Origin of the sequence: Pseudonocardia nematodicida (assembly GCF_040105385.1) — a bacterium.
Classification (GTDB): domain Bacteria; phylum Actinomycetota; class Actinomycetes; order Mycobacteriales; family Pseudonocardiaceae; genus Pseudonocardia; species Pseudonocardia nematodicida.
This window is the reverse complement of record NZ_JBEDNQ010000003.1, coordinates 171,536-195,624: the sequence shown is the minus strand read 5'-3', so window position 1 is coordinate 195,624 and position 24,089 is coordinate 171,536. Positions and strand designations below refer to the sequence as shown.

Annotated in this window: 23 protein-coding genes; 6 read left to right on the top strand and 17 right to left on the bottom strand. The window is 74.2% G+C overall.

Annotated features, from left to right (window positions below; genetic code table 11):
• Nucleotides 1–3: 3 nt before the first annotated feature.
• The 8 genes from nuoE to WIS52_RS08210 all read right to left on the bottom strand — a co-directional run bounded on the left by nuoE (nucleotide 4) and on the right by WIS52_RS08210 (nucleotide 7,183).
• Nucleotides 4–834: an NADH-quinone oxidoreductase subunit NuoE gene (gene nuoE, locus WIS52_RS08245; RefSeq protein ID WP_349297542.1), complete on the bottom strand. Its 831-nt coding sequence runs from the start codon at nucleotides 832–834 to the stop codon at nucleotides 4–6.
• Nucleotides 831–2,189, bottom strand: coding sequence for an NADH-quinone oxidoreductase subunit D (locus WIS52_RS08240; protein WP_349297541.1), 1,359 nt, complete (start codon nucleotides 2,187–2,189; stop codon nucleotides 831–833). The genes nuoE and WIS52_RS08240 overlap by 4 nt, the downstream gene beginning before the upstream one ends.
• On the bottom strand, nucleotides 2,186–3,019 hold the full coding sequence (locus tag WIS52_RS08235) for an NADH-quinone oxidoreductase subunit C (RefSeq protein WP_349297540.1): 834 nt from the start codon (nucleotides 3,017–3,019) through the stop codon (nucleotides 2,186–2,188). Before WIS52_RS08235 ends, WIS52_RS08240 begins: the two co-directional genes overlap by 4 nt.
• Nucleotides 3,016–3,705, bottom strand: coding sequence for a NuoB/complex I 20 kDa subunit family protein (locus WIS52_RS08230; protein ID WP_349297539.1), 690 nt, complete (start codon nucleotides 3,703–3,705; stop codon nucleotides 3,016–3,018). The genes WIS52_RS08235 and WIS52_RS08230 overlap by 4 nt, the downstream gene beginning before the upstream one ends.
• A 4-nt stretch (nucleotides 3,706–3,709) precedes the next feature.
• Nucleotides 3,710–4,075 (bottom strand): NADH-quinone oxidoreductase subunit A, encoded by a 366-nt coding sequence (locus WIS52_RS08225; RefSeq protein WP_349297538.1) that lies wholly within the window; start codon nucleotides 4,073–4,075, stop codon nucleotides 3,710–3,712.
• Nucleotides 4,076–4,438: 363 nt separating this feature from the next.
• Entirely contained in the window at nucleotides 4,439–5,131 is a 693-nt protein-coding gene (locus WIS52_RS08220) for a demethylmenaquinone methyltransferase (RefSeq protein WP_349297537.1), read from the bottom strand.
• A 9-nt stretch (nucleotides 5,132–5,140) separates the two neighbouring features.
• A complete protein-coding gene (locus WIS52_RS08215) occupies nucleotides 5,141–5,728 on the bottom strand; it encodes a hypothetical protein (RefSeq protein ID WP_349297536.1) in 588 nt (195 codons plus the stop codon).
• A gap of 276 nt (nucleotides 5,729–6,004) precedes the next feature.
• Nucleotides 6,005–7,183, bottom strand: a complete 1,179-nt coding sequence (locus tag WIS52_RS08210; RefSeq protein ID WP_349297535.1) for a glycosyltransferase family 4 protein — start codon at nucleotides 7,181–7,183, stop codon at nucleotides 6,005–6,007.
• A 169-nt stretch (nucleotides 7,184–7,352) separates the two neighbouring features.
• Here WIS52_RS08210 and WIS52_RS08205 point away from each other — a divergent pair, with 169 nt between their 5' ends.
• Nucleotides 7,353–8,186: an inositol monophosphatase family protein gene (locus WIS52_RS08205; RefSeq protein ID WP_349297534.1), complete on the top strand. Its 834-nt coding sequence runs from the start codon at nucleotides 7,353–7,355 to the stop codon at nucleotides 8,184–8,186.
• On the opposite strand, the gene WIS52_RS08200 is transcribed toward WIS52_RS08205, so the two are convergent.
• Entirely contained in the window at nucleotides 8,183–8,665 is a 483-nt protein-coding gene (locus tag WIS52_RS08200) for a DUF3592 domain-containing protein (RefSeq protein ID WP_349297533.1), read from the bottom strand. The two genes, WIS52_RS08205 and WIS52_RS08200, sit on opposite strands and share 4 nt — an antisense overlap.
• A 96-nt stretch (nucleotides 8,666–8,761) precedes the next feature.
• On the opposite strand from WIS52_RS08200, the gene WIS52_RS08195 reads away from it, so the two are divergent.
• Nucleotides 8,762–10,015: an isochorismate synthase gene (locus WIS52_RS08195; protein WP_349297532.1), complete on the top strand. Its 1,254-nt coding sequence runs from the start codon at nucleotides 8,762–8,764 to the stop codon at nucleotides 10,013–10,015.
• Nucleotides 10,016–10,033: 18 nt separating this feature from the next.
• Here WIS52_RS08195 and menD read toward each other — a convergent pair whose 3' ends face one another.
• Nucleotides 10,034–11,698 (bottom strand): 2-succinyl-5-enolpyruvyl-6-hydroxy-3-cyclohexene-1-carboxylic-acid synthase, encoded by a 1,665-nt coding sequence (menD, locus tag WIS52_RS08190; protein ID WP_349297531.1) that lies wholly within the window; start codon nucleotides 11,696–11,698, stop codon nucleotides 10,034–10,036.
• Between the two features lie 31 nt (nucleotides 11,699–11,729).
• Nucleotides 11,730–12,458, bottom strand: a complete 729-nt coding sequence (locus tag WIS52_RS08185) for a PIG-L deacetylase family protein (RefSeq protein WP_349297530.1) — start codon at nucleotides 12,456–12,458, stop codon at nucleotides 11,730–11,732.
• 253 nt (nucleotides 12,459–12,711) lie between these two features.
• Between WIS52_RS08185 and WIS52_RS08180 the strand changes: the two genes are divergently transcribed.
• The 3 genes from WIS52_RS08180 to WIS52_RS08170 all read left to right on the top strand — a co-directional run bounded on the left by WIS52_RS08180 (nucleotide 12,712) and on the right by WIS52_RS08170 (nucleotide 16,478).
• Entirely contained in the window at nucleotides 12,712–13,989 is a 1,278-nt protein-coding gene (locus WIS52_RS08180) for an MFS transporter (protein WP_349297938.1), read from the top strand.
• 74 nt (nucleotides 13,990–14,063) lie between these two features.
• Nucleotides 14,064–14,798 (top strand): dienelactone hydrolase family protein, encoded by a 735-nt coding sequence (locus WIS52_RS08175; RefSeq protein ID WP_349297529.1) that lies wholly within the window; start codon nucleotides 14,064–14,066, stop codon nucleotides 14,796–14,798.
• 30 nt (nucleotides 14,799–14,828) lie between these two features.
• Nucleotides 14,829–16,478 (top strand): ABC-F family ATP-binding cassette domain-containing protein, encoded by a 1,650-nt coding sequence (locus WIS52_RS08170; RefSeq protein WP_349297528.1) that lies wholly within the window; start codon nucleotides 14,829–14,831, stop codon nucleotides 16,476–16,478.
• A 77-nt stretch (nucleotides 16,479–16,555) separates the two neighbouring features.
• On the opposite strand, the gene WIS52_RS08165 is transcribed toward WIS52_RS08170, so the two are convergent.
• Together WIS52_RS08165 and WIS52_RS08160 are read right to left on the bottom strand one after the other, a co-directional pair.
• On the bottom strand, nucleotides 16,556–16,873 hold the full coding sequence (locus WIS52_RS08165; protein WP_349297527.1) for an adhesin: 318 nt from the start codon (nucleotides 16,871–16,873) through the stop codon (nucleotides 16,556–16,558).
• A gap of 107 nt (nucleotides 16,874–16,980) precedes the next feature.
• Nucleotides 16,981–17,913, bottom strand: coding sequence for an alpha/beta fold hydrolase (locus WIS52_RS08160; protein WP_349297526.1), 933 nt, complete (start codon nucleotides 17,911–17,913; stop codon nucleotides 16,981–16,983).
• A gap of 86 nt (nucleotides 17,914–17,999) precedes the next feature.
• On the opposite strand from WIS52_RS08160, the gene WIS52_RS08155 reads away from it, so the two are divergent.
• Nucleotides 18,000–18,530 carry a CGNR zinc finger domain-containing protein gene (locus WIS52_RS08155; protein WP_349297525.1) on the top strand — a complete coding sequence of 177 codons (531 nt, stop codon included), beginning with the start codon at nucleotides 18,000–18,002 and terminating at the stop codon, nucleotides 18,528–18,530.
• A 64-nt stretch (nucleotides 18,531–18,594) separates the two neighbouring features.
• Here WIS52_RS08155 and WIS52_RS08150 read toward each other — a convergent pair whose 3' ends face one another.
• The 4 genes from WIS52_RS08150 to WIS52_RS08135 all read right to left on the bottom strand — a co-directional run bounded on the left by WIS52_RS08150 (nucleotide 18,595) and on the right by WIS52_RS08135 (nucleotide 24,077).
• Nucleotides 18,595–19,419 carry an aldo/keto reductase gene (locus WIS52_RS08150; RefSeq protein WP_349297524.1) on the bottom strand — a complete coding sequence of 275 codons (825 nt, stop codon included), beginning with the start codon at nucleotides 19,417–19,419 and terminating at the stop codon, nucleotides 18,595–18,597.
• An 80-nt stretch (nucleotides 19,420–19,499) separates the two neighbouring features.
• Nucleotides 19,500–20,345: a patatin-like phospholipase family protein gene (locus tag WIS52_RS08145; RefSeq protein ID WP_349297523.1), complete on the bottom strand. Its 846-nt coding sequence runs from the start codon at nucleotides 20,343–20,345 to the stop codon at nucleotides 19,500–19,502.
• A 97-nt stretch (nucleotides 20,346–20,442) separates the two neighbouring features.
• Nucleotides 20,443–21,168, bottom strand: coding sequence for a DUF998 domain-containing protein (locus WIS52_RS08140; RefSeq protein WP_349297522.1), 726 nt, complete (start codon nucleotides 21,166–21,168; stop codon nucleotides 20,443–20,445).
• Nucleotides 21,165–24,077 carry an FAD-binding and (Fe-S)-binding domain-containing protein gene (locus WIS52_RS08135; protein WP_349297521.1) on the bottom strand — a complete coding sequence of 971 codons (2,913 nt, stop codon included), beginning with the start codon at nucleotides 24,075–24,077 and terminating at the stop codon, nucleotides 21,165–21,167. The genes WIS52_RS08140 and WIS52_RS08135 overlap by 4 nt, the downstream gene beginning before the upstream one ends.
• Nucleotides 24,078–24,089 lie beyond the last annotated feature (12 nt).

The window sequence follows — 24,089 nt, the reverse complement described above, 5'->3', positions numbered from 1 at the left end:
GGATCACTTCTTCTCCGGTAGCGCGGGCATCGCCGGGTGCTCGTCGGGCATCGCCGGGGCGGTCCAGCCGTTCTCCTCGGCCATCCGCGCCCCGCGCACCGACTCGATCGCGCCGGACGGGCCCTCGACGCGCGCCGTGGTGTCCACATCGGACGCGTCGTCGGTGAAGCCGGCCAGCTCCAGCTCGATCGTGCGCAGGTCGGTCAGCGGGGCACCGCGGGTCGGCTGCGGCCTCTCCCCGGCCCGCAGCGCGTCCACCAGCTCGACCGCGGAGTGAGGCGTCTGGTTGTCGAAGTACTCGTAGTTGACCTGCAGCACCGGCGCGAGGTCGCAGGCGGCCAGGCACTCCGCGTGCTCCAGGGTGATCGACCCGGGGCTGCCGGGCTCGCCGGCCGTCTCCTCCTGGCCGAGCGGCCGGTCCTCCGAGCCCAGGTGGGTGCGCAGGCGGGAGAAGATGTCGTCGCCACCGAGCGCCGCGCACAGCGTGTTGGTGCACACGCTGACCAGGTGCTCGCCGCACGGGCTGCGCTTGTACATGGTGTAGAAGGTCGCCACCGCGGAGACCTCGGCCGTGGTCAGCTCCAGGGCCTCGGCGCAGTACCGGATCCCGTCCTGGCTCACGTAGCCCTCGACCGACTGCACCAGGTGCAGCAGCGGGAGCAGCGCGGAGCGGGACTCCGGGTAGCGGGCGATGACCTCCGTGGTCCGCGCCCGCGTGAGCTCGTCGAAGACCGGCGACACCGGCGACGGCTCCGGCGGGGCCGGGAACTCGCGCTCGGTCGGCGTGACCGGGGCCGGAGAGTTGGACTCCGGGTTTCCTCCCGGGAGCGTCATCGGTCGCACCCTCCCATCACCGGGTCGATCGAGGCGACGGCCGCGATGACGTCGGCGACCAGGCCGCCCTCACTCATCGCCGGCATCGCCTGCAGGTTCACGAAGCTGGGGTCGCGCAGGTGCACGCGCACCGGGCGGGTGCCGCCGTCCGAGACCAGGTGCGCGCCGATCTCCCCGCGCGGGGACTCGACGGCGGCGTAGGCCTGGCCCGGCGGGACGTGGAAGCCTTCGGTGACCAGCTTGAAGTGGTGGATCAGCGACTCCATCGACTGACCCATGATCTTGCGGACGTGCTCGAGGGTGTTGCCCATCCCGTCGCTTCCGACCGACAGCTGCGCCGGCCAGGCGACCTTCGGGTCGTCGACCATGACCCGGCCCGGCCCGAGCTCGTCGATCTTCGCCACCGCCTGCTCCATGAGCTTGAGCGACTCGTGGATCTCGGCGACGCGGAGCTTGTAGCGGGCGTAGCAGTCGGCCTCGGTGGCCGTCGGGACCTCGAAGTCGTACTGGTCGTAGACCGAGTACGGCATGTGCTTGCGCAGGTCCCAGGCCAGCCCGGCCGAGCGCAGGATCGGCCCGGACACGCCGAGGGCCAGGCAGCCGTCGACGGGCAGGTAGCCGATGCCCTCCAGGCGCTGCTTCCAGATCGGCTGGCCGGTGAGCAGCTTGTCGTAGTCGGGCAGCCGCTTGTTCATCACGGCCAGGAACTCGCGCACCCGCTCCTGCCAGCCGTCGGGCAGGTCCTGGGCGAGGCCGCCCGGGCGGATGAAGGCGTGGTTCATCCGCAGGCCGGTGAGGAACTCCAGCAGGTGGAGGACCTCCTCGCGCTCCCGGAACCCGGACGTCATGCCGGTCAGCGCGCCGAGCTCCATACCGCCGGTGGCCAGCGCGACCAGGTGCGAGCCGATCCGGTTCAGCTCCTGGAGCAGTACCCGGATGTGCTCGGCCCGGGCCGGCACCTCGACGCCGAGCAGCTTCTCGACGCCCATGCAGTACGCGGCCTCGTTGAACAGCGGGGACAGGTAGTCCGCGCGGGTCACGAAGGTGACCCCCTGGGTCCAGGTCCGGTACTCGCAGTTCTTCTCGATGCCGGTGTGCAGGTAGCCGATCACCGAGCGGGCCTGGGTGACGGTCTCGCCCTCGAGTTCGAGCACCAGGCGCAGCACCCCGTGCGTGGACGGGTGCTGCGGACCCATGTTGATGACGATGCGGTCGTCGTGCTCGGAGTCGACCAGGGTGTCCCAGTCGCCGCCGGTGACCGTGTAGACGGTGCCCTCGGTGGTCTCCCGTTCCGGGGCGGCGTACGGGTCCTGCGGCGTGGTGGGTGTGGTGGCGTCGGTCCGGGTGTCGGTCACGAGTACGCCCTCCGCTCGTCGGGCGGGGGGATCTCCGCGCCCTTGTACTCGACGGGGATGCCACCCAGCGGGTAGCTCTTGCGCTGGGGATGTCCGTCCCAGTCGTCCGGCATGAGGATCCGGGTCAGTGCCGGGTGGCCGTCGAAGACGACGCCGAACATGTCCCAGGTCTCGCGCTCGTGCCAGTCCGCGGTCGGGTAGACGTCCACGACGCTGTCGACGTGCAGGTCGTCCAGCTCGAGGGCGACCTCCAGCCGGATCCGGCGCCGGTAGGTCATCGACAGCAGGTGGTAGGTGACGTGCACCGGCCGGTCCACCGGCGCGCCGTCCGGCGCCGAGTAGTCCACACCGGACACCGAGGAACAGAACTCGAAGCGCAGGCCCGGGTCGTCGCGCAGCGTCTTCGCGACCGCGTGCAGCCGGTCCGGCTGCACGTAGAGGGTCAGCTCGTCGCGGTCGATCGTGACCTGCTCGATCGACGTGCGCGGGACGGCACGCTCGTCGAGGGCGGCGCCGAGCTCGTCGGCGAACTCGTCGAACCAGCCGCCGAACGGCCGCTCGGCGGGTGCCGGGGCGTAGCCGGGCAGCCGCAGGCCGCCGTAGCCGGAGGTGTCGCCGGTGCCGCGGACGCCGAACATGCCGCTGCGGGTGCGGCTCGCGGGCAGCCCCGCGGGCTCCGCGGAGGTCCCGGCCGGACGGACACCCGCCAGCGCGTCACCCCCGCCGCCGGCCTGCTGCTCCTCCAGCGCGGCGCCGCTCTCCTGCGAGCTGGAGTGCGCCCCGCCGGTGGGCTCGGCGTCATCCTTGGAGGTCCCGGTCGGCTCGGTCACTTCGACTCACCTCCCGTGAGGCGCGCGGCGTCGGCCAGCGACGGCAGTTCCTTGTAGGTGTCCTTCGGCTGCGCACCGGGCTCGAGGATGTTCGGGATGTCCGGGGTGGACACACCCTTGAGCGCGCCGAGCTGCTTGCTCTTCGGCGCGTACTTGACCGACGACGGGACCATCGGCGTGCGGTGCCCGGACTCGGCCAGCTCCGCGGCGCGCTTCGCGCCGAGCGGCTCGTCCTGGATCTTGGCGTGCAGCTTGAGGATCGCGTCGATCAGCATCTCCGGGCGCGGCGGGCAGCCCGGCAGGTACATGTCCACCGGCACGACGTGGTCGACGCCCTGGACGATCGCGTAGTTGTTGAACATGCCGCCGGAGCTGGCGCAGACGCCCATCGCGAGCACCCAGCGCGGCTCGGGCATCTGGTCGTAGATCTGGCGCAGGACCGGGGCCATCTTGTTGCTCACCCGGCCGGCGACGATCATCAGGTCGGCCTGGCGGGGCGAGGGCCGGAAGACCTCCATGCCGAACCGGGCCAGGTCGTACCGGGACGCCCCGGTGGTCATCATCTCGATCGCGCAGCAGGCCAGGCCGAAGGTGGCCGGCCAGAGCGACGACTTCCGGGTCCAGTTGACCAGCTTCTCGACGTTGGTCAGCAGGACACCGCTGGGCAGGTTCTCCTCGAGTCCCATGACGTCAGCTCCACTCGAGTCCGCCGCGCCGCCATTCATAGGCGTACGCGAAGCCGATCGTGGCGATGTAGAGCGTGATGGCCACGAACCCGAACAGGCCGACCGCATCGGCGATGACGGCGTACGGGTACATGAACACCAGCTCGATGTCGAACAGGATGAACAACATCGCCGTGAGGTAGTAGGCGACCGGGACGCGTCCGCCGCCGACCACCGGCTGCGGAGAGGGCTCGATCCCACACTCGTAGGAGTCGAGCTTGGCCCGGTTGTAGCGGCGAGGACCGATCAGCGGAGCCGCCGCGACGGAGAAGACCGCGAACCCCGCCGCCAACACGAACAGCAGGACGAGCGGGAGATAGGGATCGAGCATCCGTACACCTTCGTAGTCGCGCGGCCACCGCCGTTGGTGGTGATCGACAAGCCGCTCGGGCTGACCCTAGGTCGGACACCTTGTGACGAACGACCCAGGCGAGCCTTACCTGCCGTGGGTCGGGGGTCACCTGTGATCCGCATCCGCGCTGGTCGGACGGATCCTGTCGGCGTGTCGGCCACCACGCTTGTGAAAATCTTCACGAACCTCGTGCGCAGTGTAGGACGTACCGGACGGTTTGGCGCCCCCGGATCGGTGAATGGCGGCGAACATGTTGCGGCGCAAGAAGTCCGAGCGGCGTCAGGGTGTCGCCGCTGCGCGCGGTCGGGGGACGGCGCCGTCCCGGGGCGCGGCCGGATCCGGTCAGGCGGGCTTGACGGCGCGGTGCAGGGCGACGGCGCCGAAGGTGAGGTTGCGCCAGGCGACCTGATCCCAGCCGGCGGCACCGATGCGTTCGGCCAGCTCCGGCTGCGCGGGCCAGTCCCGGATGGACTCGGCGAGGTAGAGGTAGGCCTCGGGGTTCGACGCCACCGTCCGGGCCACCGCCGGCAGCACGTGCCGGAGCACGACGCCCTGGTAGAGCGCCCGGAAGGACGGGACCGTGGGCGTCGAGAACTCGCAGACGACCAGCCGACCGCCGGGACGGGTGACCCGGGCCATCTCCCGCAGCCCGAGGTCCGGGTCGGCGACGTTGCGCAGTCCGAAGGAGATCGTGACGGCGTCGAACGCGCCGTCGGCGAAGGGCAGGTGCATCGCGTCCGCGGCGGCCCGGGGCACGTCCCGGTGCAGGCCGGCGCGCAGCATCCCGAGCGAGAAGTCCCCGGCGACGCACCAGGCGCCGTCGCGGGCCAGCTCGACGGTGGACACCGCCGTCCCCGCCGCGAGATCGAGGACCTTGTCACCCGGCCGCAGGGCCAGGGCGCGTCGGGTCTGCGCCCGCCAGTGCCGGTCCAGCCCGCCGGACAGGGCGGTGTTGGTCAGGTCGTAGCGCCGGGCGACGCCGTCGAACATGCGGGCGACGGCGTGCGGGTCCTTGTCGAGGTCGGCGCGGGACACGCCACGAGATTACGCACCGGTGCCGAACTGCTCGCGCAGCACCGCACGCAGCCCGGTGAGGTACTCGGCGCGGACCCGGGCGGCCGTGGCGGGCCACTCCTCGGGCGGGGTGCTGACGCCGTCGCCCGGGCCGGTGAAGGCGCCCATGCCGTGCAGGGCGATCCAGCGGTGGTCGTAGTCGTGCGGGGCCGCGCGGTCCCAGGCCACGGCCCGGACCGCGGCACGACGGACGCGGCGCGGGTCGGCGAAGGCCCACCGGTTCACCGGCTCGCCGAACCGGTCGCGCAGGACCGCCAGCGCCGAGGCCGCGGTCGTGTCGGTGCAGCGGGTGGCATCGAACCGGGCCCGGACCTGCGCGGCGTAGAACCACATCGCGGCGTCGGCCATCTCGCCGGCGGCGACCAGGTTCTCCGACAGCGCGAACAGCACCGGCGGCATCACCCGCTCCGGCGCGGCGAGCACCTGGTCCCGGGCGATCGCGCGCACTCCCGGCGAGCGGTCGAGCAGGCGGTGCATCAGCTCGCTCGCGGCCGAGGTGTCCACCCGGCCGAGCTCACCCTGCGGTTCGACGACGATCGTGCGGCCCACGTGAGTCATGCCGCCCACCCTGCGCTGCCGCCCCCCGCCGCCGGATCCGCACGACTACGCACGCCGCGGCCTGCGGCACCCCGTGGCGTCCGGCGGGAGGTCGCCGCACACCCCGACGGGACGCCGACCGAGCAGCGCCGGGCGCTCGGGCACGCCGCAGCCTGCCGCCGCACTCCGTGACCTGCCGTGGCACCCCGTGGGAGGGGTGCCACGCAGTGCGGCGGGTCGCCACGCGGGCGACGAGGCGCCGCGGCGCGCGGCCCGACGGCGGAGGGCGGCGTGCGGTCAGGCGGCGCGGTCCGTGGGAACAGCGGCGGTGGTGCCGCCGGCGGCGAGCACCTGGGCGTAGTGCGCCAGCAGCTCGTCGCCGACCGAGGTCCAGGTCCGGCGCAGCACCGACTGCCGGGCCGCGGCCGCGAAGGACCGGTGCCGCACCGGGTCGTCGCAGAGCGTCCGCACCGCGTCGGCCAGCTCGTGGTCGGCGGCGTCGGTGGCCGGGTCCCCGGGCTCTCCGGTCTCCGGACGGGGCGCGACGAGGTACCCCGTGCGCCCGGGCAGGACCAGGTCCCGCGGCCCGCCGGCGTCCGGGGCGACCACCGGCACCCCGGAGGCCAGCGCCTCCTGCACGGCCTGGCAGAACGTCTCAGCCTGTCCGGTGTGGACGAACACGTCGAGCGACGCGTAGATCTCGGCGAGCTCGTCCCCGCCGCGGTGGCCGAGGAACGCGGCCGACGGCAGCCGTCGTCGCAGGTCCTCGGTGCTCGGGCCGTCACCGACCACCACCAGCCGCGTCCCGGGCAGCTCGCCCAGCACCGCGAGCCGCTGCACCTGCTTCTCCGGGGCGAGCCGGCCGACGAACCCGATCAGCTTCTCGCCGTGCGGGGCGAGACCGGCCCGCCGGGCGGCGCTGCGCTTCGACGGGGTGAACCGGCGGGTGTCGACACCGCGGGCCCACTGGTGCACCCGCGGCACGCCGCGCTCGCGCAGCGCGCCGGTCGCCCAGCTGCTCGGAGCCAGGGTGCGGTCGGCCAGCGAGTGCAGCCGGCAGGTCCAGCGCCACGCGGCGCGGGCGGTCAGCCCGAGCCCGTAGGAGGCGGCGAACCCGGCGACGTCGGTCTGGTAGACCGCGACCGTCGGCACCCCGAGCCGGCGCGCGGCGGCGAGCCCGCGTGCGCCGACCACGAACGGCGCGGCGAGGTGCACGACGTCCGGCCGGAACGCCCGCAGCGCCCGCAGGATCCGCCGGCTGGGCACACCGACCGGCATCGAGTTGACCACCGGCAGGTCGACGGCCGGGATCCGGACGACCGGGACCCCGTCGTACCCGGCCGGCTCACCCACGCCGGGCGCGATCACGACGACGTCGTGCCCGTTCCGGCGCAGGTGCTCGCAGACCCGCAGCACCGAGTTGGTGACGCCGTTGACCACCGGCAGGAAGCATTCCGAGACGATTGCGACGCGCACGTCGCCGAGCCTGGTCGGCGCGGGACGCCGCACCGGGTCGGCGGCGTGATCAGTGGCGGAACGCCTCGCGAACAACGGGTTCGCCCGCCCGGTGAATTGGTGTGACCGGCGCGGAGCCGTCACCTGCGCGTCGCGGCCGGGACACCGCGGACGCGCAGACTCGGCGCGCATGACGGCCGTCCCGCACACCGCCCGACCCGCTCCCCCGGTCGACCCGGCGCTGCTCTCCCGCGCGCTGGAGACGGCGGGCCGGCTCGCCAACGACGCCGCCGAGGTGATCACCGCGACCCTCGGGCGCGAGCGCGGCGGCACCCTCGACGCCCGGGCCAAGGCGAACCCGTTCGACTGGGTCACCGACACCGACCGCACCCTGGAACGGCACACCCGGCGGGTGCTGGCCGCCGAGTTCCCCGGCTACCCGGTGGTCGGCGAGGAGTACGGCTGGGGCGAGGGCCCCGCGCACCCCACCGCGGCCGGCATGCGCTGGGTGGTCGATCCGGTCGACGGCACGGCCAACTACGTCGCGGGGCTGCCGTGGTGCGCCTACAGCCTGGCCCTGGTCGACCCGGACGGACCGGCCGTCGGCGTCGTCGCCGACCCCGGACGCGGCCAGATCTACGCCGCCGCCCGCGGCCGCGGGTTCCGCGCGAACGGCGTCCCGGTGCCGGGCAGGAGGGCCTGCCGGGTGGCCGGGTCGCTGATCTGCGCCGAGGATCCCGACGCCGGGTTCGCCGCGCGCTGCCGGGCCGCGCACGCCGGGGTGCGGGTGCTCGGCTCGTCGGCGCTGGCGATCACCCAGGTGGCGCTGGGGCACGCGGTGGCCGCGGTGCTCGAGGGCTGTCACGAGTGGGACGTCGCCGGCGCGCTCTGCCTGGCCGCCGAGTCCGGGGCCGTGGTGCTCGACCGGGACGGCCGGGCCGCCGCCCTGCCGGAGGGCGGGATGCTGGTCGCCGCGCCGGACGTGGCGTCCGAGATGTACGCGCTCTGGCGGGGTTCGGTCTAGGCCTGCTCGCGGCGGGCGCGGCGGCGGCGCAGCGCCACCGTGGCCGGGCCGAACACCACCCAGACCGCGGCGATCCCGCCGGCGATCGGCAGGATGCCGTCCACCGCGGTGCGTCCGGCGACCCGGACGCGGGTGGGGTCGGTGGTGTCGTACTCGACGTAGATGTTCTCGCCCGGGGTGAGACCGACCGGGTAGTAGACGCCCCCGCCCGGGGTCTGCAGGCGGCCGCGGTCGTCGACGAACCGGACGAGGGTGCGCCAGTAGTCCGACCCGTCCAGCACCGTCGCCGCGGTGGTGGCGCGGTTGTCGTCGATGCGGGCGTCGTTGGCGAACGCACCGCCCAGCGACAGCAGCAGGAGCATGGTGAGCGTGAGCCCGACACCGGCGACGATCTCCGGCACGCGGTAACGCACCCGCCCCAGGAGGCGGAGCGCGGCGGCCCGGGTCTCGGTCAGCACGTCCTCGGTCGGACTCGTCACGGCCGCCGATTCTAGGGACGCCCGGACGCCGGGGTGTGGCCGGTGCCTCGCCCCGCCGACCCGACACCGCCACCGGCCGTTGCCTACGCTCGGGGTGTGACAGTCGCACCGGCCACCACCGCGCTGCGCGTCCGTACCCGCCCGCTCCGGATCGACGGGCCGTTGCTGGACGTGCTGCCCGAGGGCAGCGGTGCGCTGTCCTGGGTGCGCGGCGGTGAGGGCGTCGTCGGCTGGGGCGAGGCGGCCCGGTTCACCACGTCGGGCCCCGAGCGGTTCGCCGAGGCCGACCGCTGGTGGCGCTCGGTGGTCGACGCCTGCTCCACCCGGGACGAGATCCGGCTGCCGGGCACCGGGCCGGTCGCCTTCGCCTCCTTCACCTTCGACGACGCCTCCCCCGGCTCGGTGCTGGTGGTGCCGCGGGTCGTCGTCGGACGTCGGGGCCACCGCGCGTGGATCACCGAGATATCCCCCGCGTCGGAACCGGAGACGGCGCCGGAGCTGCCCGTGCCGTCCCCGGTCCGTCCCGACGGGCGGTTGCGCTACGCCGACGGCCAGGTCTCGTCGCACCGCTACCGCGCCGCCGTGACCGAGGCCGTCGGGCGGCTGCGCGCCGGGACGCTCGACAAGGTGGTCCTGGCGCACGACCTGCTGGTGCACGCCGAGGACCCGCTGGACGCCCGGTTCCTGCTGCACGGCCTGGCCGCGCGGTACCCGACGTGCTGGAGCTTCGCCGTCGACGGCCTGGTGGGGGCGACGCCGGAACTGCTGCTGCGGCTCGACGGGCGCACCGTCGAGTCCCGGGTGCTGGCCGGGACGATGTGGCCGGACTCCGAGGGCCTCACCGCCGCCGAGATCGGCGGCACGCTGTTCGCCTCGGCGAAGGACCGGCGCGAGCACGCCTACGCCGTCGACTCGCTGGCCGCCTCGCTGGCCCCGCTGGTGTGCGACCTGCAGGTGCCCGAGGCGCCGCAGGTCCTGACCCTGCCGAACGTGTCGCACCTGGCCAGCGACGTCCGCGCCCGCCTCGACCCGGCCCGGCCGGCGTCGCTGCTGACGCTGACCGGCGCGGTGCACCCGACCGCGGCCGTCGGCGGCACCCCGACCCCGGACGCGACCGCGCTGATCACCGAGATCGAGGGGCTCGACCGCGGCCGCTACGCCGGCCCGGTCGGCTGGGTCGACGCCGGCGGCGGCGGGGAGATGGGCCTGGCGCTGCGCTGCGCGGAGCTCGACGGTCGCACGGCGCGGCTGTTCGCCGGGTGCGGGATCGTCGCCGACTCGGACCCGGACTCCGAGGTGCGTGAGGCCGCGGCGAAGATGCGCGCCGTCCGTGAGGCTCTGGAGGGCTGACCCGGGGGCGGGACGCGCTCAGCCGAGGGCGTCCCGGATCTCGCGCCGCAGCGCCTCGTGCGTCCCGCGCAGGCCGGTGCGGGTCGCGGCCACCCGGAGCAGCCGGCGTCCGGAACCGGGGCGTGCGGCGAGCTCGGCCGGGTCGCCGGACCAGTTCCGCGCGTCCCAGCCGGCGGCGCGGGCCATGCCGAGCACGTCGACGCCGGTCGGGGTACCGAAGACCCGCTCGAACGCGTGCGCGTGCGCGTCGCCGCCCTGCTCGAGCAGGTGGAAGATGCCGCCGCCGTCGTCGTCGAGCACGACGACGGTGAGATCCGGCGACGGCTCGGACGGCCCCAGCACCAGGCCGGTCGTGTCGTGCAGCAGGGTGAGGTCGCCGAGCAGCAGCGCGGTCGGGCCGTCGTGGGCGAGCGCGGCGCCGACGGCGGTGGACACGGTCCCGTCGATGCCGGAGACGCCGCGGTTGGCGCGGATGACGAGACCGGGACGCGGCGCCGCGGCCAGCGCGACGTCGCGCACCGGGTTGGACGAGCCCAGCACCAGCTGCCCGCCGCCGGGCTGGGCCTCGACCAGCTCCCGGGCCAGCCGCAGGCCCGGCGCACCGGACCCGGGCTCGCGGTCCAGCGCAATGTCCAGTGTGGACGTAGCGCGACGGTCCGCATCGGCCCAGGCCCGGACGAAGTCCTGCGGCGGGTCGAGCGCGGGCAGCGCGCCGACGGCGCGCACGGTGCCCGGGACGTCGGTCCAGGGCGCCCCGTCCTGCCCGGGGTCGGCGTACACGGCGACGCCGGGGTCGGCGAGCAGCCGGGCCACCGACCGGTGCAGCGTCGGCCGGCCCAGGACCACGACCTGCTCGGGCCGCAGCGCGGGCAGGTCCAGCAGCCAGGGCGCGGTCCGCAGCGCGTGCGGCCACCACGGCGACGCCGGCTCCGCGACCAGCGGCGCACCGCCGAGCAGCCCGGGGCCGGCTCCCGGCCCACCCGTCCCGGCGACGACCACGGTGCGGGCCCGGGGGTCCAGCGGCAGCGGGGGCAGCGTCCGGACGGCGCGGGGTACGGCGGTCCAGGGACCGCCGCCGTCGCGCCCCGACGGAACGTCAGCCCCCGGGAGGGCCGGATCCCCATCGTCGTCGGGTACCAGCGGCTCGGCGTAGGGCAGGTTCAGGTGCACCGGGCCCGGCGCGCCGCCGGCCGCGCCGGTCGCCGCGGCCACCGCCCGGACCACCGCGGACCGCCACAGCCGGGCCTCGCCGTCGGCGGCGGTGGTCGGGACGGGCAGCGCTCCGGTCCAGCGCACCGCCGGACCGAACATCCCCGGCTGCACGACCGTCTGGCTCGCGCCGGTCCCGACCAGCTCCGGCGGCCGGTCGGCGGTCAGCGCGAGCAGCGGCACGCCGGAGTAGGCGGCCTCCAGCACGGCGGGGTGCAGGTTCGCGGCCGCCGTCCCGGACGTCACCACGACCGGCACCGGCCGTCCGGACGCCGCCGCGAGCCCGAGGGCGAGGAACCCGGCGGTGCGTTCGTCGATCCGGACGTGCAGGCGCAGCAGCCCGGCCGCGTCGGCGCGGGCCAGCGCGAACGCGGGTGGGGCGTTGCGCGAGCCCGGGCAGAGGACCGCGTCGGTGACCCCCGCGCGGACGAGCTCGTCGACGAGCACGCGGGCCTGGGCGGTGGAGCGGTTCACCCCTCGACCCTAGGAGAGAGGCGGCGATGACCTACGGCTGCAGGTACTCGAACGTCGTCGCGGCGGACGCGCCGGGCAGTCGCTCGGCCGCCTTCCGGGCCTCGTCCCGCAGGAACGTGTCCGGATCGGACATCGGTCCGGACAGCGCCTCCAGGTAGCGGGCGTGCGCGGCCAGGGACGCGACGGCGGCGTCCAGGTGGTCGGAGATGTCGACCGCGTGCCGGGCGTACGGCGACGCGGCCGCGGCGATCCCGCGCACGCCGTCCCAGCGCTCCCCGCCGGCGCCGGGGAAGATCCACCGGTTCGCCGCATCCCGGACCGCGTCGATCACCGCCCGGCCGACGGCGACGTGGTCCGCCTGGTCGGGGTACTCGCCGAGAACGTCCCAGTACCCGCGGTGGTTGCCGGTGACGACCAGCTGCGGCCGGTGCCGCCGGATCGCCGCGGCGATGTCGCGGCGCAGCGCGAGCGAGTACTCGACCAGGCCGTCGGGGTGGTCGAGGAACTCGCACCGGGTCACCCCGACCGCCGCGCAGGCCGCGCGCTGCTCGTCCTCGCGGACCCGGGCGCACTCGTCGGGACGGAGGGTGTCGATCCCCGCCTCACCGCGGGTGACCAGCAGGTAGGAGACCTCGCGGCCCTGCGCGGTCCAGCGGGCGACGGCTCCGGCGCCGCCGTACTCCATGTCGTCGGGGTGCGCGACCACGACCAGGGCACGATCGAAGTCCTCGGGCAACGGCAGGTAGTCGGCGTCGGCCATGCGGTCCAGTGTGGCCGTCCACGCCGCCGGGTGTGGCCCGGGCACGTCACGGTCGGCTCACGGATGTGGTCGCAGACGGTGAAATCGTGACACTTCCGACTTACTGTGACGCGACCGACAGCCAGTCTCACGATGGGGAGAGACCGTGTCCGACACGCAATCCGGGGCGCCCGCGCCGGACCAGGGAGGGTCCGGGGGATCGACCGCCACGGACCAGCCGCACACACCGATCGTGCGGGTCGTCTCCGCGAGCATGCTCGGGACCACGGTCGAGTGGTACGACTACTTCCTCTACGGCGTCGCCGCGGCGCTGGTCTTCCCGCAGGTGTTCTTCCCGGACACCGAGGGCGCCACCGGACTGCTGCTCTCGCTCGGCACCTTCGCGGTCGGCTTCATCGCCCGCCCGGTCGGCGGTCTGGTCTTCGGCCACTACGGCGACAAGATCGGCCGCAAGAAGCTGCTCGTGCTGTCGCTGATGATGATGGGCTTCGCGACGTTCGCGATCGGCCTGCTGCCCACGTACGGGCAGGTCGGGTTCCTCGCCCCGCTGCTGCTCGTGCTGCTCCGCCTGATCCAGGGCTTCGCGCTGGGCGGTGAGTGGGGCGGCGCGGTCCTGATCGTCTCCGAGCACGGCAAGCCGGAACACCGTGGCTTCTGGGCCAGCTGGCCACAGGCCGGCGCCCCGGCCGGCCAGCTGCTCGCCCAGGCGATGCTCGCGATCATGGCGTTCGCCCAGCCCGAGGAGCAGTTCCTGTCCTGGGGCTGGCGGATCCCGTTCCTGCTCTCCGCGGTCCTGGTGATCATCGGGCTCTGGGTGCGGCTCGCCGTCGAGGAGTCGCCGGTGTTCAAGGAGGCGCAGGCCAAGGCGGCCGAGCGCGCCGCTGCCGGTGAGAAGGAGACGATGCCGATCCTGGACGTCCTCAAGCAGTACCCGCGCGAGGTGCTGACCGCGATGGGCGCCCGCTTCGCCGAGAACGTCTCCTACTACATCTTCACCATCGTCATCGCGACCTACATGCAGGAGCAGTACGGCCTGCCGTCGTCGTTCGTGCTGGGTGCGGTGCTGATCGGCGCCGCGATCCACCTGGTGACGATCCCGCTGTGGGGTGCGCTGTCCGACCGGGTCGGCCGCAAGCCGGTGTACCTGTTCGGCGCGGCGGGCGTCGGCGTCTGGGCGTTCGTGTTCTTCTTCCTGCTCGACACCCAGAGCTTCGCGCTGACCGCGCTGGCCGTCAGCGTCGGGCTGGTGCTGCACGGTGCGATGTACGGCCCGCAGGCGGCGTTCCTGTCCGAGCTGTTCGGGACCAAGGTGCGCTACTCCGGCATCTCGATCGGCTATCAGCTGGCCTCGGTGTTCGCCGGTGGTCTCGCGCCGCTGATCGCGGCGTCGCTGCTGGTCGCGACCGGGTCCGGTTACGCGATCGCCGCCTACATCGCGGCCAGCTCGGTGGTGACGATCATCGCGGTCGCGCTCTACTCCGAGACCCGCACCCGCCGGCTCGACGCCGACGACGCGCTCGCCCGCAACTGAGCGCACCCTGCACCCGGCTCCCGGGAGGCGTAGAACGGGCTCGTCCGAGTTTCTCGTCTCCCGGGAGCCGCCGCATGCCCCGCACCGACCTGACGATCCCCACCCCGGACGGTGACGCCCCGGCGTCGCTGCACACCCCGGACGGCGCCGGTCCGTGGCCGGGGGTGCTCTTCTACTCCGACGCCGGCGGGCCCCGGCCCGCCATCCACGACATGGCCGAGCACCTGGCCTCGCTCGGGTACGCGGTGCTGCTGCCCGACGTCTACCACCGGCACGGCGACTGGGCCCCGTTCGACTTCGCCACCGCGTTCTCCGACGACGACGAGCGGGCGCGGCTGATGGGGATGGTCGGCTCGCTGGAACCCGGCCTGGTCGCGATCGACGCCGAGGCCTGGGTGAGCGCCCTGCTCGACCGGCCCGAGGTCACCGGGCCCCGGATCGGGGTCACCGGGTACTGCATGGGCGGGGTGATGAGCCTGCGCACCGCCGGCACCCAGCCGGAACGGGTGGCCGCGGCCGCGGCGTTCCACCCGGGCAACCCGGCCACCGAGGACACGACGAGCGTGCACCGGCTCGCCGACCGGATGCGGGCCACCGTCTACGTCGCGGGCGCGGAGGACGACCGGTCCTTCCCCGACGAGCAGAAGAAACGGCTGGACGAGGCACTGCACGACGCCGGGGTCGGCTACACGCTGGAGACCTACCCGGCGGCGCACGGATTCGCCGTCCCGGACGCCCCCTCGTACGACGACGCCGCCGCGCAGCGGCACTGGGCCGCGCTGCAGAACCTGTTCGCCGGCGCCCTGTAGATCACGCCACCGGGTAGCGTTCCGCGGGACATGAGCGCGACCCTGCATGCCTCCGGCCTGGCCGCCGGGCACGGCGACCGTCCCCTGTTCTCCGGCCTCGACCTCGTCGTCGCTCCCGGCGACGTGATCGGGCTGGTCGGCGCCAACGGCGCCGGCAAGTCCACCCTGCTGTCGATCCTGGCCGGCACCCGCCCGCCCGACGCGGGGACGCTGACCCTCGCCCCGCCGGACGCGACGATCGGGCACCTGCCGCAGGAGCCGGACCGCCGGCCCGGGGAGACCGTCGCGGAGTTCCTGGCCCGGCGCACCGGCGTCACCGCGGCCCAGTCCGCGATGGACGCCGAGGCGGAGGCGCTCGGCGCGGGCGTCACGGGGGCCGACGACCGGTACGCCGTCGCTCTGGACCGCTGGCTCGCGCTCGGCGGCGCCGACGTCGACGAGCGGGCCGGCGACGTCCTGCGGCAGGTCGGGCTGGACGCCGCCCCCGGCGCGCCGATGACCGGGCTCTCCGGCGGGCAGGCCGCGCGGGCGAACCTCGCCGCGCTGCTGCTGTCCCGCTACGACCTGCTGCTGCTCGACGAGCCGACCAACGACCTCGACCTGGACGGCCTGGAACGGCTCGAGGCGTTCGTCGGGGCGCTCGGACGCCGTGGCGGGACGCCGACCGTGCTGGTCAGCCACGACCGCGAGTTCCTGTCCCGCACCGTGAACCGGATCGTCGAGCTGGACCTCGCCCAGCAGCGGGTCGGTGTCTACGACGGCGGCTACGAGGCCTACCTGGCCGAACGGGAGCTCGCCCGCCGGCACGCCCGCGAGGACTACGAGTCCTACGCGGACAAGCTCTCCGGGCTCCAGCAGCGCGCCGTCATGCAGCGCAACTGGATGGCCCAGGGCGTGCGGAACGCGCGGCGCAAGACCAAGGACCCGGACAAGAACGTGCGGGCGCTGCGCGCCGAGTCCAGCGAGAAGCAGGCCGCGAAGGCCCGGCAGACCGAGCGTGCGATCGAGCGGCTCGAGGTCGTCGAGGAACCGCGCAAGGAGTGGGAGCTGCGGATGACGATCGCGTCCGCACCCCGGTCGGGCGCGGTCGTCGCGCGGGCCGACGGCGCGCTCGTGCGGCGCGGGGACTTCGTGCTCGGGCCGGTCACGGCGCAGGTCGAGTGGGCCGACCGGGTGGTGGTCACCGGCGGGAACGGCGCCGGCAAGTCGACCCTGCTCGGGCTGCTGCTCGGCCGGGTGACACCGGACTCGGGCTCCGCGGGACCCGGATCCGGGGTGGAGGTCGGCGAGGTCGCCCAGGCCCGTGACGCGTTCCTCGGCGAGCAGACGGTGCTGCGGGCCTTCGGCGAGCAGGTGCCGGACTGGCCCGAGTCCGAGGTCCGGACGCTGCTGGCCAAGTTCTCGCTCACGTCCGGCCAGGTGCTGCGGACGGCCGGGTCGCTGTCGCCGGGCGAGCGGACCCGGGCCGCGCTGGCGCTGCTGCAGGCCCGCGGGGTGAACCTGCTGGTGCTCGACGAGCCGACCAACCACCTCGACCTGCCCGCGATCGAGCAGCTGGAACAGGCGGTCGACGCCTTCGAGGGGACCCTGCTGCTGGTCACCCACGACCGGCGGATGCTCGACACCGTCCGCGCCACCCGCCGGTGGGAGATCCGCGACGGTCGTCTGCACGAGCGCTGACGGACACGAGCACCGACAGGGCTGAGCCCCACCCGCCTGTCAGGCGGATGGGGCTCGGCCGGTCTCGGGAGGCCGGGTCAGGCGTTCTCGGGCTCGACGGCCTCGGACTGCTCGACGACGGCGAAGCGCAGCTCCTCCTCACCGGCCTCGGTCGTGACCGGCTGCACGTCGAGCACCTTGTCGTCCAGGATCTGGGCCGCGGCGGGCTCCAGGAACACCGAGATGCCCTCCCCGCGCAGGACGGTGTCCTGCTCGTCGGCCGCCTGGGCCAGCGCCAGCTCCAGGCCCTCGGCCGGGTCCGGCGCGGTGATGCGCAGGCCGCCCGCGTCGGGCAGCTCGGCGTCGGTGCTCAGGGTCTTGATCGCCTCGGCGGCGTTCTCCGTGATCGCCAACATTGGCCCCACCGTACGGACGACGTGGCACACGTCCACCGCGGTACCCCGCCGGCCACCACGTTCGGGGGGCGGATGGCGCCGTGCCCTCCGGGAACGTGGACCGTGAGCTAGGTCACGACGCCCGCCGGGGCGCGTGCCCCGGCCACGTCATCACCGCCCCGATCCGCCCCGGTCCCGAGACGCCGCTCCAGGAAGCCCTCCAGGTGCCCCAGCACGGTCCCCGGGTGGCTCTCGATGAGGAAGTGACCACCTCCGGGAACCAGGTGGATCTCGGCGTCCGGTAGGTCCCGGGCGAACGCCCGGGCCCCGGCCGGACCGAAGATCTCGTCGTTCTCCCCCCACACGGCGAGCAGCGGGACCTGGGTCTCCCGGAACCAGGCGTGCAGGCGCGGGTAGAGCGGCACGTTCGTCGCGTAGTCGCGGAACAGGCTCAGCTGCGCGGCCTCCGACCCGTGACGCGCCATGGACGCCGCGTCGATCGTCCAGGTGTCCGGGTCGACGAGCTCGGGCCGGTCCACACCGTGCAGGTACTGCCACCGGATCGCCGGCTCGCCGAGCGCACCACGCACCGCGGGCTCGGTGTCCGGTCCGGGCGCGCGGGAGTAGGCCCACACCGGCGCCCAGAACTCCTCGACGAACCCGTCGTCGTAGGCGTTGCCGTTCTGGCTGATCACCGCGGTGATCGCCGACGGCCGGCGCAGCGCGAGCCGCCACGCGATCGGTGCGCCGTAGTCCTGCACGACGACCGCGAAGCGCTCGACGCCCAGCTCGTCGAGCAGCGCCTCGGTGACGTCGGTCAGCGCGTCGAAGGTGTAGTCGAACTCGTCGGCCGCGGGCGCGTCGGAGTGGCCGAACCCGATGTGGTCGGGCGCGATCACGCGGTAGCGCTCGCCAAGTGCCGGGATGAGCGCCCGGTACATCCGCGAGCTGGTCGGGAACCCGTGCAGCAGCAGGACGACGGGGCCGTCGGGCGGTCCCGACTCCCGGACGAACACCCGGCGCCCGGCCACCGCGTGGTGCCGGTAGGAGACCTCGGCCATTACAACCTCCTAAAGACGTTTTGATGGTTAGAGACCAGCACACGTCGTCGCCCGGGTCAAGCCGTGCGGACGGTTACGCTGTCGGCATGGTCGATCCGCGTCCGCTGACGGGTGAGCCGTTGCCGCTGGATCTGCTGAACACCCGGTGGATCTCGCACGGCGACGAGCACGACCTGCTGGCGAGCCCGGACGGCGTCGCCACCTGGCTCGCCGCGCACGGCCTCGGCGAGCACGACGGGGAACGGACCGGTGCGGCGCTCCGGCAGGCCCGCACGGTCATGGCCGACCTCCTGCGCGAGCCGACGGCCGCGCACGGGGTCGCGTTCGACGAGCTCCTCGCCCGCGGCCGGCTGCGTCGCGGGTACGACCCGGACGGCGACGCCGTGACCCGCCCCGAGACCGACGACCCCGCCTGGCTACCGGCGTGGACCGCCGCCGAGGCGTTGCTCCGGCTGCTGGAGACCACGCCCGGCCGGATCCGGCGGTGCGACCACGACGCCTGCGTCCTGCACTTCCTCGACACGAGCCGTAACGGGACCCGGCGCTGGTGCTCGATGGCGTCCTGCGGCAACCGCGCGAAGTCGAACCGGCACTACGCCCGCACTCGCGAGGCCTAGACGCACGACGGCCCGGTCGCTCCTCGGGAGCGACCGGGCCGTGCTCGCGGGATCGTGCGGACGGTCAGCCGTTGTCGTCGGGGTTCGGACCGATCCGCTTGCCGGTGTGCAGCTTCTCGATCGCGGCGACGTCGTCGTCGGACAGCGAGAAGTCGAAGATCTCGGAGTTCTCCTTGATCCGCTCCGGGTTGTTCGACTTCGGGAACACGATGTTCCCGAGCTGGACGTGCCAGCGCAGGACCACCTGGGCGCCGCTCTTGCCGTACTTCTCCGCCAGCTCGGCCAGCTCCGGCGCGTCGAGCAGGCCCTTGCCCTGGCCGATCGGGCTCCACGCCTCGGTCGCGATGCCGTGCTTCCGGTGGTATTCGCGGAGGTCGTGCTGGACCAGGTGCGGGTGGAACTCGATCTGGTTGATCGCCGGCACGGTCGAGGTCTCCTGCGCGAGGCGCTCGAGGTGCGGGATCTGGAAGTTCGAGACGCCGATGGAGCGGGCCTTCCCGGCCTGCCGGGCGTCCTCGAAGCCCTGCCAGGTCTCGACGTAGCGGTCCTGGGTCGGCTGCGGCCAGTGGATCAGGTAGAGGTCCACGTAGGAGAGGCCGAGCTTGTCCAGGCTGGTGTCGAGGCGCTCCACGGCCTCCTCGCGGCCGTGGCCGTCGTTGTTCAGCTTGGTGGTGATCCACAGCTCGTCGCGCGGGATCCCGGAGTCGGCGATCGCCTGTCCGACGCCCTCCTCGTTGCCGTACATCTGCGCGGTGTCGATGTGCCGGTAGCCCACGTCCAGGGCCGCCGTGACCTTCTCCGCGGTGGTGCCCTGCTCGATCTGGAAGACACCGAAGCCCAGCTGCGGGATCTCGCGGCCGTCGTTCAGCGTGATGGTGGGAATGGCCATGGCCGGTGTCTACCCGCGGGGCGCGGGGTGCATGCCCGGTCGTGGGATGGGCCTCGACCGGGAATACGTCCGGGAATGTCTCAGACCCAGACCCGGGCGACGGCGGCCGCGGCGTCGGCGGCCTGGGCCCGCCCGGCCCGGGCGGCGGGTGCCCGGCGGGCCGGGTCGAGCGTGTTGCGCCCGAAGGCCTGCCGGGCCCGCCGGTCCGGTTCGACGAACGCGACCTCGGAAGCGGCGGCCAGCGCCTCGGCCTGCACGCCGGGTGGGGTCGCGGCGCCGAAGCCGCCGGTCAGCGGCGCGAGGACGACCACCCGCCCGTAGCCGGCGGCGAGGTCGGCGTTGGCCATCGAGCGGGCGCCGCCGTCGATCCAGCGGGTCCCGGCCGCGGTGACCGGGGGCCAGATGCCGGGCACGGCGCAGCTCGCGGCGACCACGGTGACGAGCGGGACGCCGTCGTCCCGGCCGAATGCGCGGAAGGCGCCCGTGTGCGCGTCGACGGCGGTGATCCGCAGGTCGCGACCGGTGGGCCAGTCGGCGTCGCCGAGCCGGGAGCGCATGACCGCGATCCGTTCCGTCTCGGGCACGGTGTCGGCGGCGAGGGCGAGCCGGCCGATCCGGGCCCGGACGAGCTGCGCCTGCCGGGGGCCGGCCAGCGCGGCGATCCCGATCCGGGCCGCCTGCCAGACGCCCAGGTTCGCGGCGACCTCCCCGGACGGCGGGGCGAGCTGGGTCTCCAGCAACGCCTGCGGGTCGCGTCCGGCGGCCAGGTTCGCGCCGACTACCGACCCGGCCGACGTCCCGACGACGAGGTCGGCCCGGCTCAGGTCGACGCCGTGCGCGGCGAGGCCGGCGACCAGCCCGTACATCCAGGCGATCCCGGTGATCCCGCCGCCGCCCAGCACCAGCGCCCGTCGCTCGTCGCCCATCGGTCCTCCGCTCCGCCGGGTGATCACCATCGCTCCGCCGCTCCCACCGTGCCAGAGCCGGTGACCCGACGTCCGCACGCCGGTGTTCCGCACGTGCTCAGGCGGAGCGCGCGTTCTCGGCGCGGACCCACAGGGCGATCACGACCACCGCCACGACCTCGGTCAGCGCGAGACCACGCTGGACCAGTCCGATCGGGACGAACCGCCACCAGGGGACCCCGGTGTACGGGGCGCTGAACACGCCGATCACGAACGGGGACAGCCAGAGCACCGAGGCGACCGCCGCGAGGACCGCCGCGACCGCCCAGCCCCGGCCGGCGGCACGCCGGGCCGGCACGGCACCGGCCACGGCTTCCGGCCCGGCGTCCGCCGCTGCGTGTCCGGCCGACACCCGGGCGGCGGTCGCGCCGCGCCGGACCCCGGGGACGGCGAGCGCCAGGACCGCGACCGGCAGGACGGTGAAGGCGACCAGGCCGGCGTAGAGGTGCACCAGCCCGGACGGCGTCGCGCCCACCGACCAGTCGACCTTCTCGAACGCGACCACCAGCACCAGCGCGACGATCCACGTCGCGAACCCCGCCGCGGCGACCGAGCGGGCCGCGATCAACCCCGAGCGGATCCCGCCGGCCAGCACGCAGGCCGAGCCCGCGGCGAGGGCGAGGACGCCGCCGTCGAACAGCGGGGTGAACCCGCCCAGGCCGTAGGCGCTGATCGTGCTGCGCACCGGGTCCACGTCGGGGGAGACCAGGTGCTGGGCGCCGATCAGCAGCACCGCCAGCGCCGCGCCCGCCACCCCGAGCGTGCCGAGGAGGCGTGGCGTCACCCGCGCAGCGCCCGGACGGCGATCTGGGCCAGGTGCACCGGCTCGCGTTCCCCGGCCTGGCGGACCTGGGTGCGGCAGGAGTAGCCGTCCGCGAGCAGGGCGACCGACGGATCGGCGGCCCGGACCGCGGGCAGCAGGGCCCGCTCGGCGCAGGCCATCGAGACGTCGTAGTGGCCGTCCTCGAAGCCGAAGTTGCCGGCCAGGCCGCAGCAGCCGGAGTCGAGCACGGTCGCGTCCACCCCGAGGGCGGCCAGCACCGCGCGGTCCGGTGTGGAGCCGAGCTCGGCGTGCTGGTGGCAGTGGATCTGCACCAGGGCGGCGCCGTTGCCCTCACCGGCGGCGGCCGAGAGCTCGTCGGTGTGCCGGGCGAGCAGCTCGGCGAACGTCGACACCTGCTGTTCCAGCAGCGTCACCCGGGGCTCGTCGGGCAGCAGCTCCGCGGCGTCCGACCGCAGCGCGGCGGTGCAGGACGGCTCCAGCCCGACCACCGGGATGCCGGCGTCGAGTGCCGGGCCGATCGCGCGCAGGCTGCGGGCCAGCACCCGTCGCGCCGCGGTGACCTGGCCGGTGGAGGTCCAGGTCAGTCCACAGCAGACGTTGCTCGGCGGCAGCTCGACCCGGTAGCCGAGCGCGGTGAGCACCGCGACGGCGTCGGCGGCGATGTCCGGGTCGAAGTGGTCGGTGAAGGTGTCGGTCCACAGCAGCAGCGGACCGCGGCTGCCGGGTTCGACCCCGAGGTCGGGGACACCGGTCGACGCGGCCCCGCGGGCGGCGCGGGCGGTGTAGGTCTCGCGGGCGATCGGCGGGATGGCCCGGCGGGCGTCGATCCCGCCGGCCTTCTTCGCGACCTTCGCCAGGAACGGGACCCGGGCGAGCCGGTTGAGCCCGTCGACGGCGGCGGCGGGCAGCGTCCCGACGATCCGCATCCAGCGCGGCAGCGCGCCCATCGAGTAGTGCGCGCGGGGCCGCAGCTTGCGGTGGTAGCGGTTCGCCAGGAACTCGGTCTTGTACGCGGCCATGTCGACGCCGACCGGGCAGTCGGACTTGCATCCCTTGCAGGACAGGCAGAGGTCGAGGGACTCGGCGACCTCGTCGGACTGCCAGCCGTCGGAGATGATCTCGCCGTTCGCCATTTCGAAGAGAAGCCTCGCGCGGCCGCGGGTGGAGTGCTTCTCCTCCTTGGTGACATTCCAGCTCGGGCACATCACCCCGGAGCCGGTGTCGACGGCGCACTTGCCGACGCCCAGGCAGCGGCGGGTCGCGCGGTGGAAGGAGCCGCGGTCGTGGGTGAAGGCGAGCTTCGGCTCGTCGGGCATGGTCGGCATGCCGAGCTGGACGCGCAGGTTCTCGTCCATCGTGGCCGGCCGGACGACGCGGGCCGGGTTCATCCGGTCGTCCGGGTCCCAGATCGCCTTGAACTCCTCGAACGCGGTGATGATCTGCGGCGGGTACATCCGGGGCAGCAGCTCGGCGCGGGCCTGGCCGTCGCCGTGCTCGCCGGACAGCGACCCCCCGTGCGCGACGACGAGGTCGGCGGCGTCGGTCATGAACGCCCGGAAGTTCGCGATGCCGGACTGGGTCAGCAGGTCGAAGTCGATCCGGACGTGCAGGCAGCCGTCGCCGAAGTGGCCGTAGTAGATGCCCTTGCGCCCGTGGGACTCGAGGACCTTGTCGAACTCGCGCAGGTAGGCGCCGAAGCGCTCCGGCGGGACCGCGGCGTCCTCCCAGCCCGGGTAGGCCTCGCCGCCGTCGGTGGAGCGGGTGACCAGCCCGGCGCCCTCCTCGCGGATCTTCCACAGCGCGGCCATCTGCCTCGGCTCGGACACCACGACCGACCCGGTCGTGTACGCGCCCATCGCGGTGACGACGGCGTGCGCGGCCGCCTCGGCCTCCGCGCGGTCGGCGCCGCCGGTCTCGACGTAGAGCCAGCCCTTACCTGAAGGCAGCATCCGCGAGGCCGTCTCGTTCGGGCGCAGCGCGCGCAGCGAGGCGATCAGCCCGGCGTCCATCCCCTCGATGGTCAGTGGCCGCTGTTCGCGGACGATCATCACGTTGTCCGCGGCGTGGTAGGCGTCCGGGAAACCGAGCACGGCCAGTGCCCGTGCCGGGGGCGAGGGCACCAGGTCGACCGTGGCCGAGAGGATCGTGGCGCAGGTGCCCTCGGTCCCGACCAGCGCCTTGGCCAGGTTCACGTTCCCCGGCACGAGCTGGTCGAGGTTGTAGCCCGACACCCGGCGGGTGAGCTCCGGGACGTGCGCCGCGACGTCGTCGGCGGTCCGGGCACCCAGCGCCCGCAGCGCGTCCGGGATGGCGCCGGTCTCGGTGCCGTCGCCGCCCAGGGTGATCCGCTCGCCGCGGTAGGTGAGCACGTCGAGGGACCGGACGTTGTCCACGGTCTTGCCCCACGCCACCGAGTGCGACCCGCAGGCGTTGTTGCCGATCATCCCGCCGATCGAGCAGCGGTTGTGCGTCGACGGGTCCGGGCCGAAGGTCAGCCCGTGCGGCTTCCCGGCGTCGCGGACGGCGTCGCACACCGCGCCGGGCTGGACCGTGGCGGTCCGCGCGTCCGGGTCGACGGAGGTGATCGCGTCCATGTGCGCGCGGAAGTCGAGCGCCACCGCGGTGTTCACCGCGTTGCCGGCGATCGAGGTGCGCGAGCCCACCGGGTACACCGGCACGTCGTGGCTGCGGCACACCGCCATCGCGGCCTCGACGTCGGCGGCGTCGCGCGGCTGGATCACGCCGATCGGGACGCCCCGGTAGTTCGACGCGTCCGCGGACCACATGGCGCGGCTGGACGCGTCGAACCGGACCTCGCCGCCGATGGCGGAGCGCAGGTCGTGCTCCAGGGCGCGGTACGCGCTGCTCGCACGGGTGGTGGTGGGGCGCGGGACGCTCTCCGTACTCACACGTCCGACGCT

Bases quoted from the DNA above. Each gene is read 5' to 3' on its own strand.
- WIS52_RS08185 (WP_349297530.1), bottom strand. From the start codon at position 12,458: ATGGCCGACGCCGACTACCTGCCGTTGCCCGAGGACTTCGATCGTGCC.
- WIS52_RS08150 (WP_349297524.1), bottom strand. From the start codon at position 19,419: ATGGCCATTCCCACCATCACGCTGAACGACGGCCGCGAGATCCCGCAG.
- WIS52_RS08205 (WP_349297534.1), top strand. From the start codon at position 7,353: ATGACGGCCGTCCCGCACACCGCCCGACCCGCTCCCCCGGTCGACCCG.
- WIS52_RS08145 (WP_349297523.1), bottom strand. From the start codon at position 20,345: ATGGGCGACGAGCGACGGGCGCTGGTGCTGGGCGGCGGCGGGATCACC.
- WIS52_RS08230 (WP_349297539.1), bottom strand. From the start codon at position 3,705: ATGGGACTCGAGGAGAACCTGCCCAGCGGTGTCCTGCTGACCAACGTC.
- nuoE (WP_349297542.1), bottom strand. From the start codon at position 834: ATGACGCTCCCGGGAGGAAACCCGGAGTCCAACTCTCCGGCCCCGGTC.
- WIS52_RS08175 (WP_349297529.1), top strand. From the start codon at position 14,064: ATGCCCCGCACCGACCTGACGATCCCCACCCCGGACGGTGACGCCCCG.
- WIS52_RS08215 (WP_349297536.1), bottom strand. From the start codon at position 5,728: ATGACTCACGTGGGCCGCACGATCGTCGTCGAACCGCAGGGTGAGCTC.
- WIS52_RS08160 (WP_349297526.1), bottom strand. From the start codon at position 17,913: ATGGCCGAGGTCTCCTACCGGCACCACGCGGTGGCCGGGCGCCGGGTG.
- WIS52_RS08155 (WP_349297525.1), top strand. From the start codon at position 18,000: ATGGTCGATCCGCGTCCGCTGACGGGTGAGCCGTTGCCGCTGGATCTG.
- WIS52_RS08225 (WP_349297538.1), bottom strand. From the start codon at position 4,075: ATGCTCGATCCCTATCTCCCGCTCGTCCTGCTGTTCGTGTTGGCGGCG.
- WIS52_RS08170 (WP_349297528.1), top strand. From the start codon at position 14,829: ATGAGCGCGACCCTGCATGCCTCCGGCCTGGCCGCCGGGCACGGCGAC.
- WIS52_RS08165 (WP_349297527.1), bottom strand. From the start codon at position 16,873: ATGTTGGCGATCACGGAGAACGCCGCCGAGGCGATCAAGACCCTGAGC.
- WIS52_RS08180 (WP_349297938.1), top strand. From the start codon at position 12,712: ATGCTCGGGACCACGGTCGAGTGGTACGACTACTTCCTCTACGGCGTC.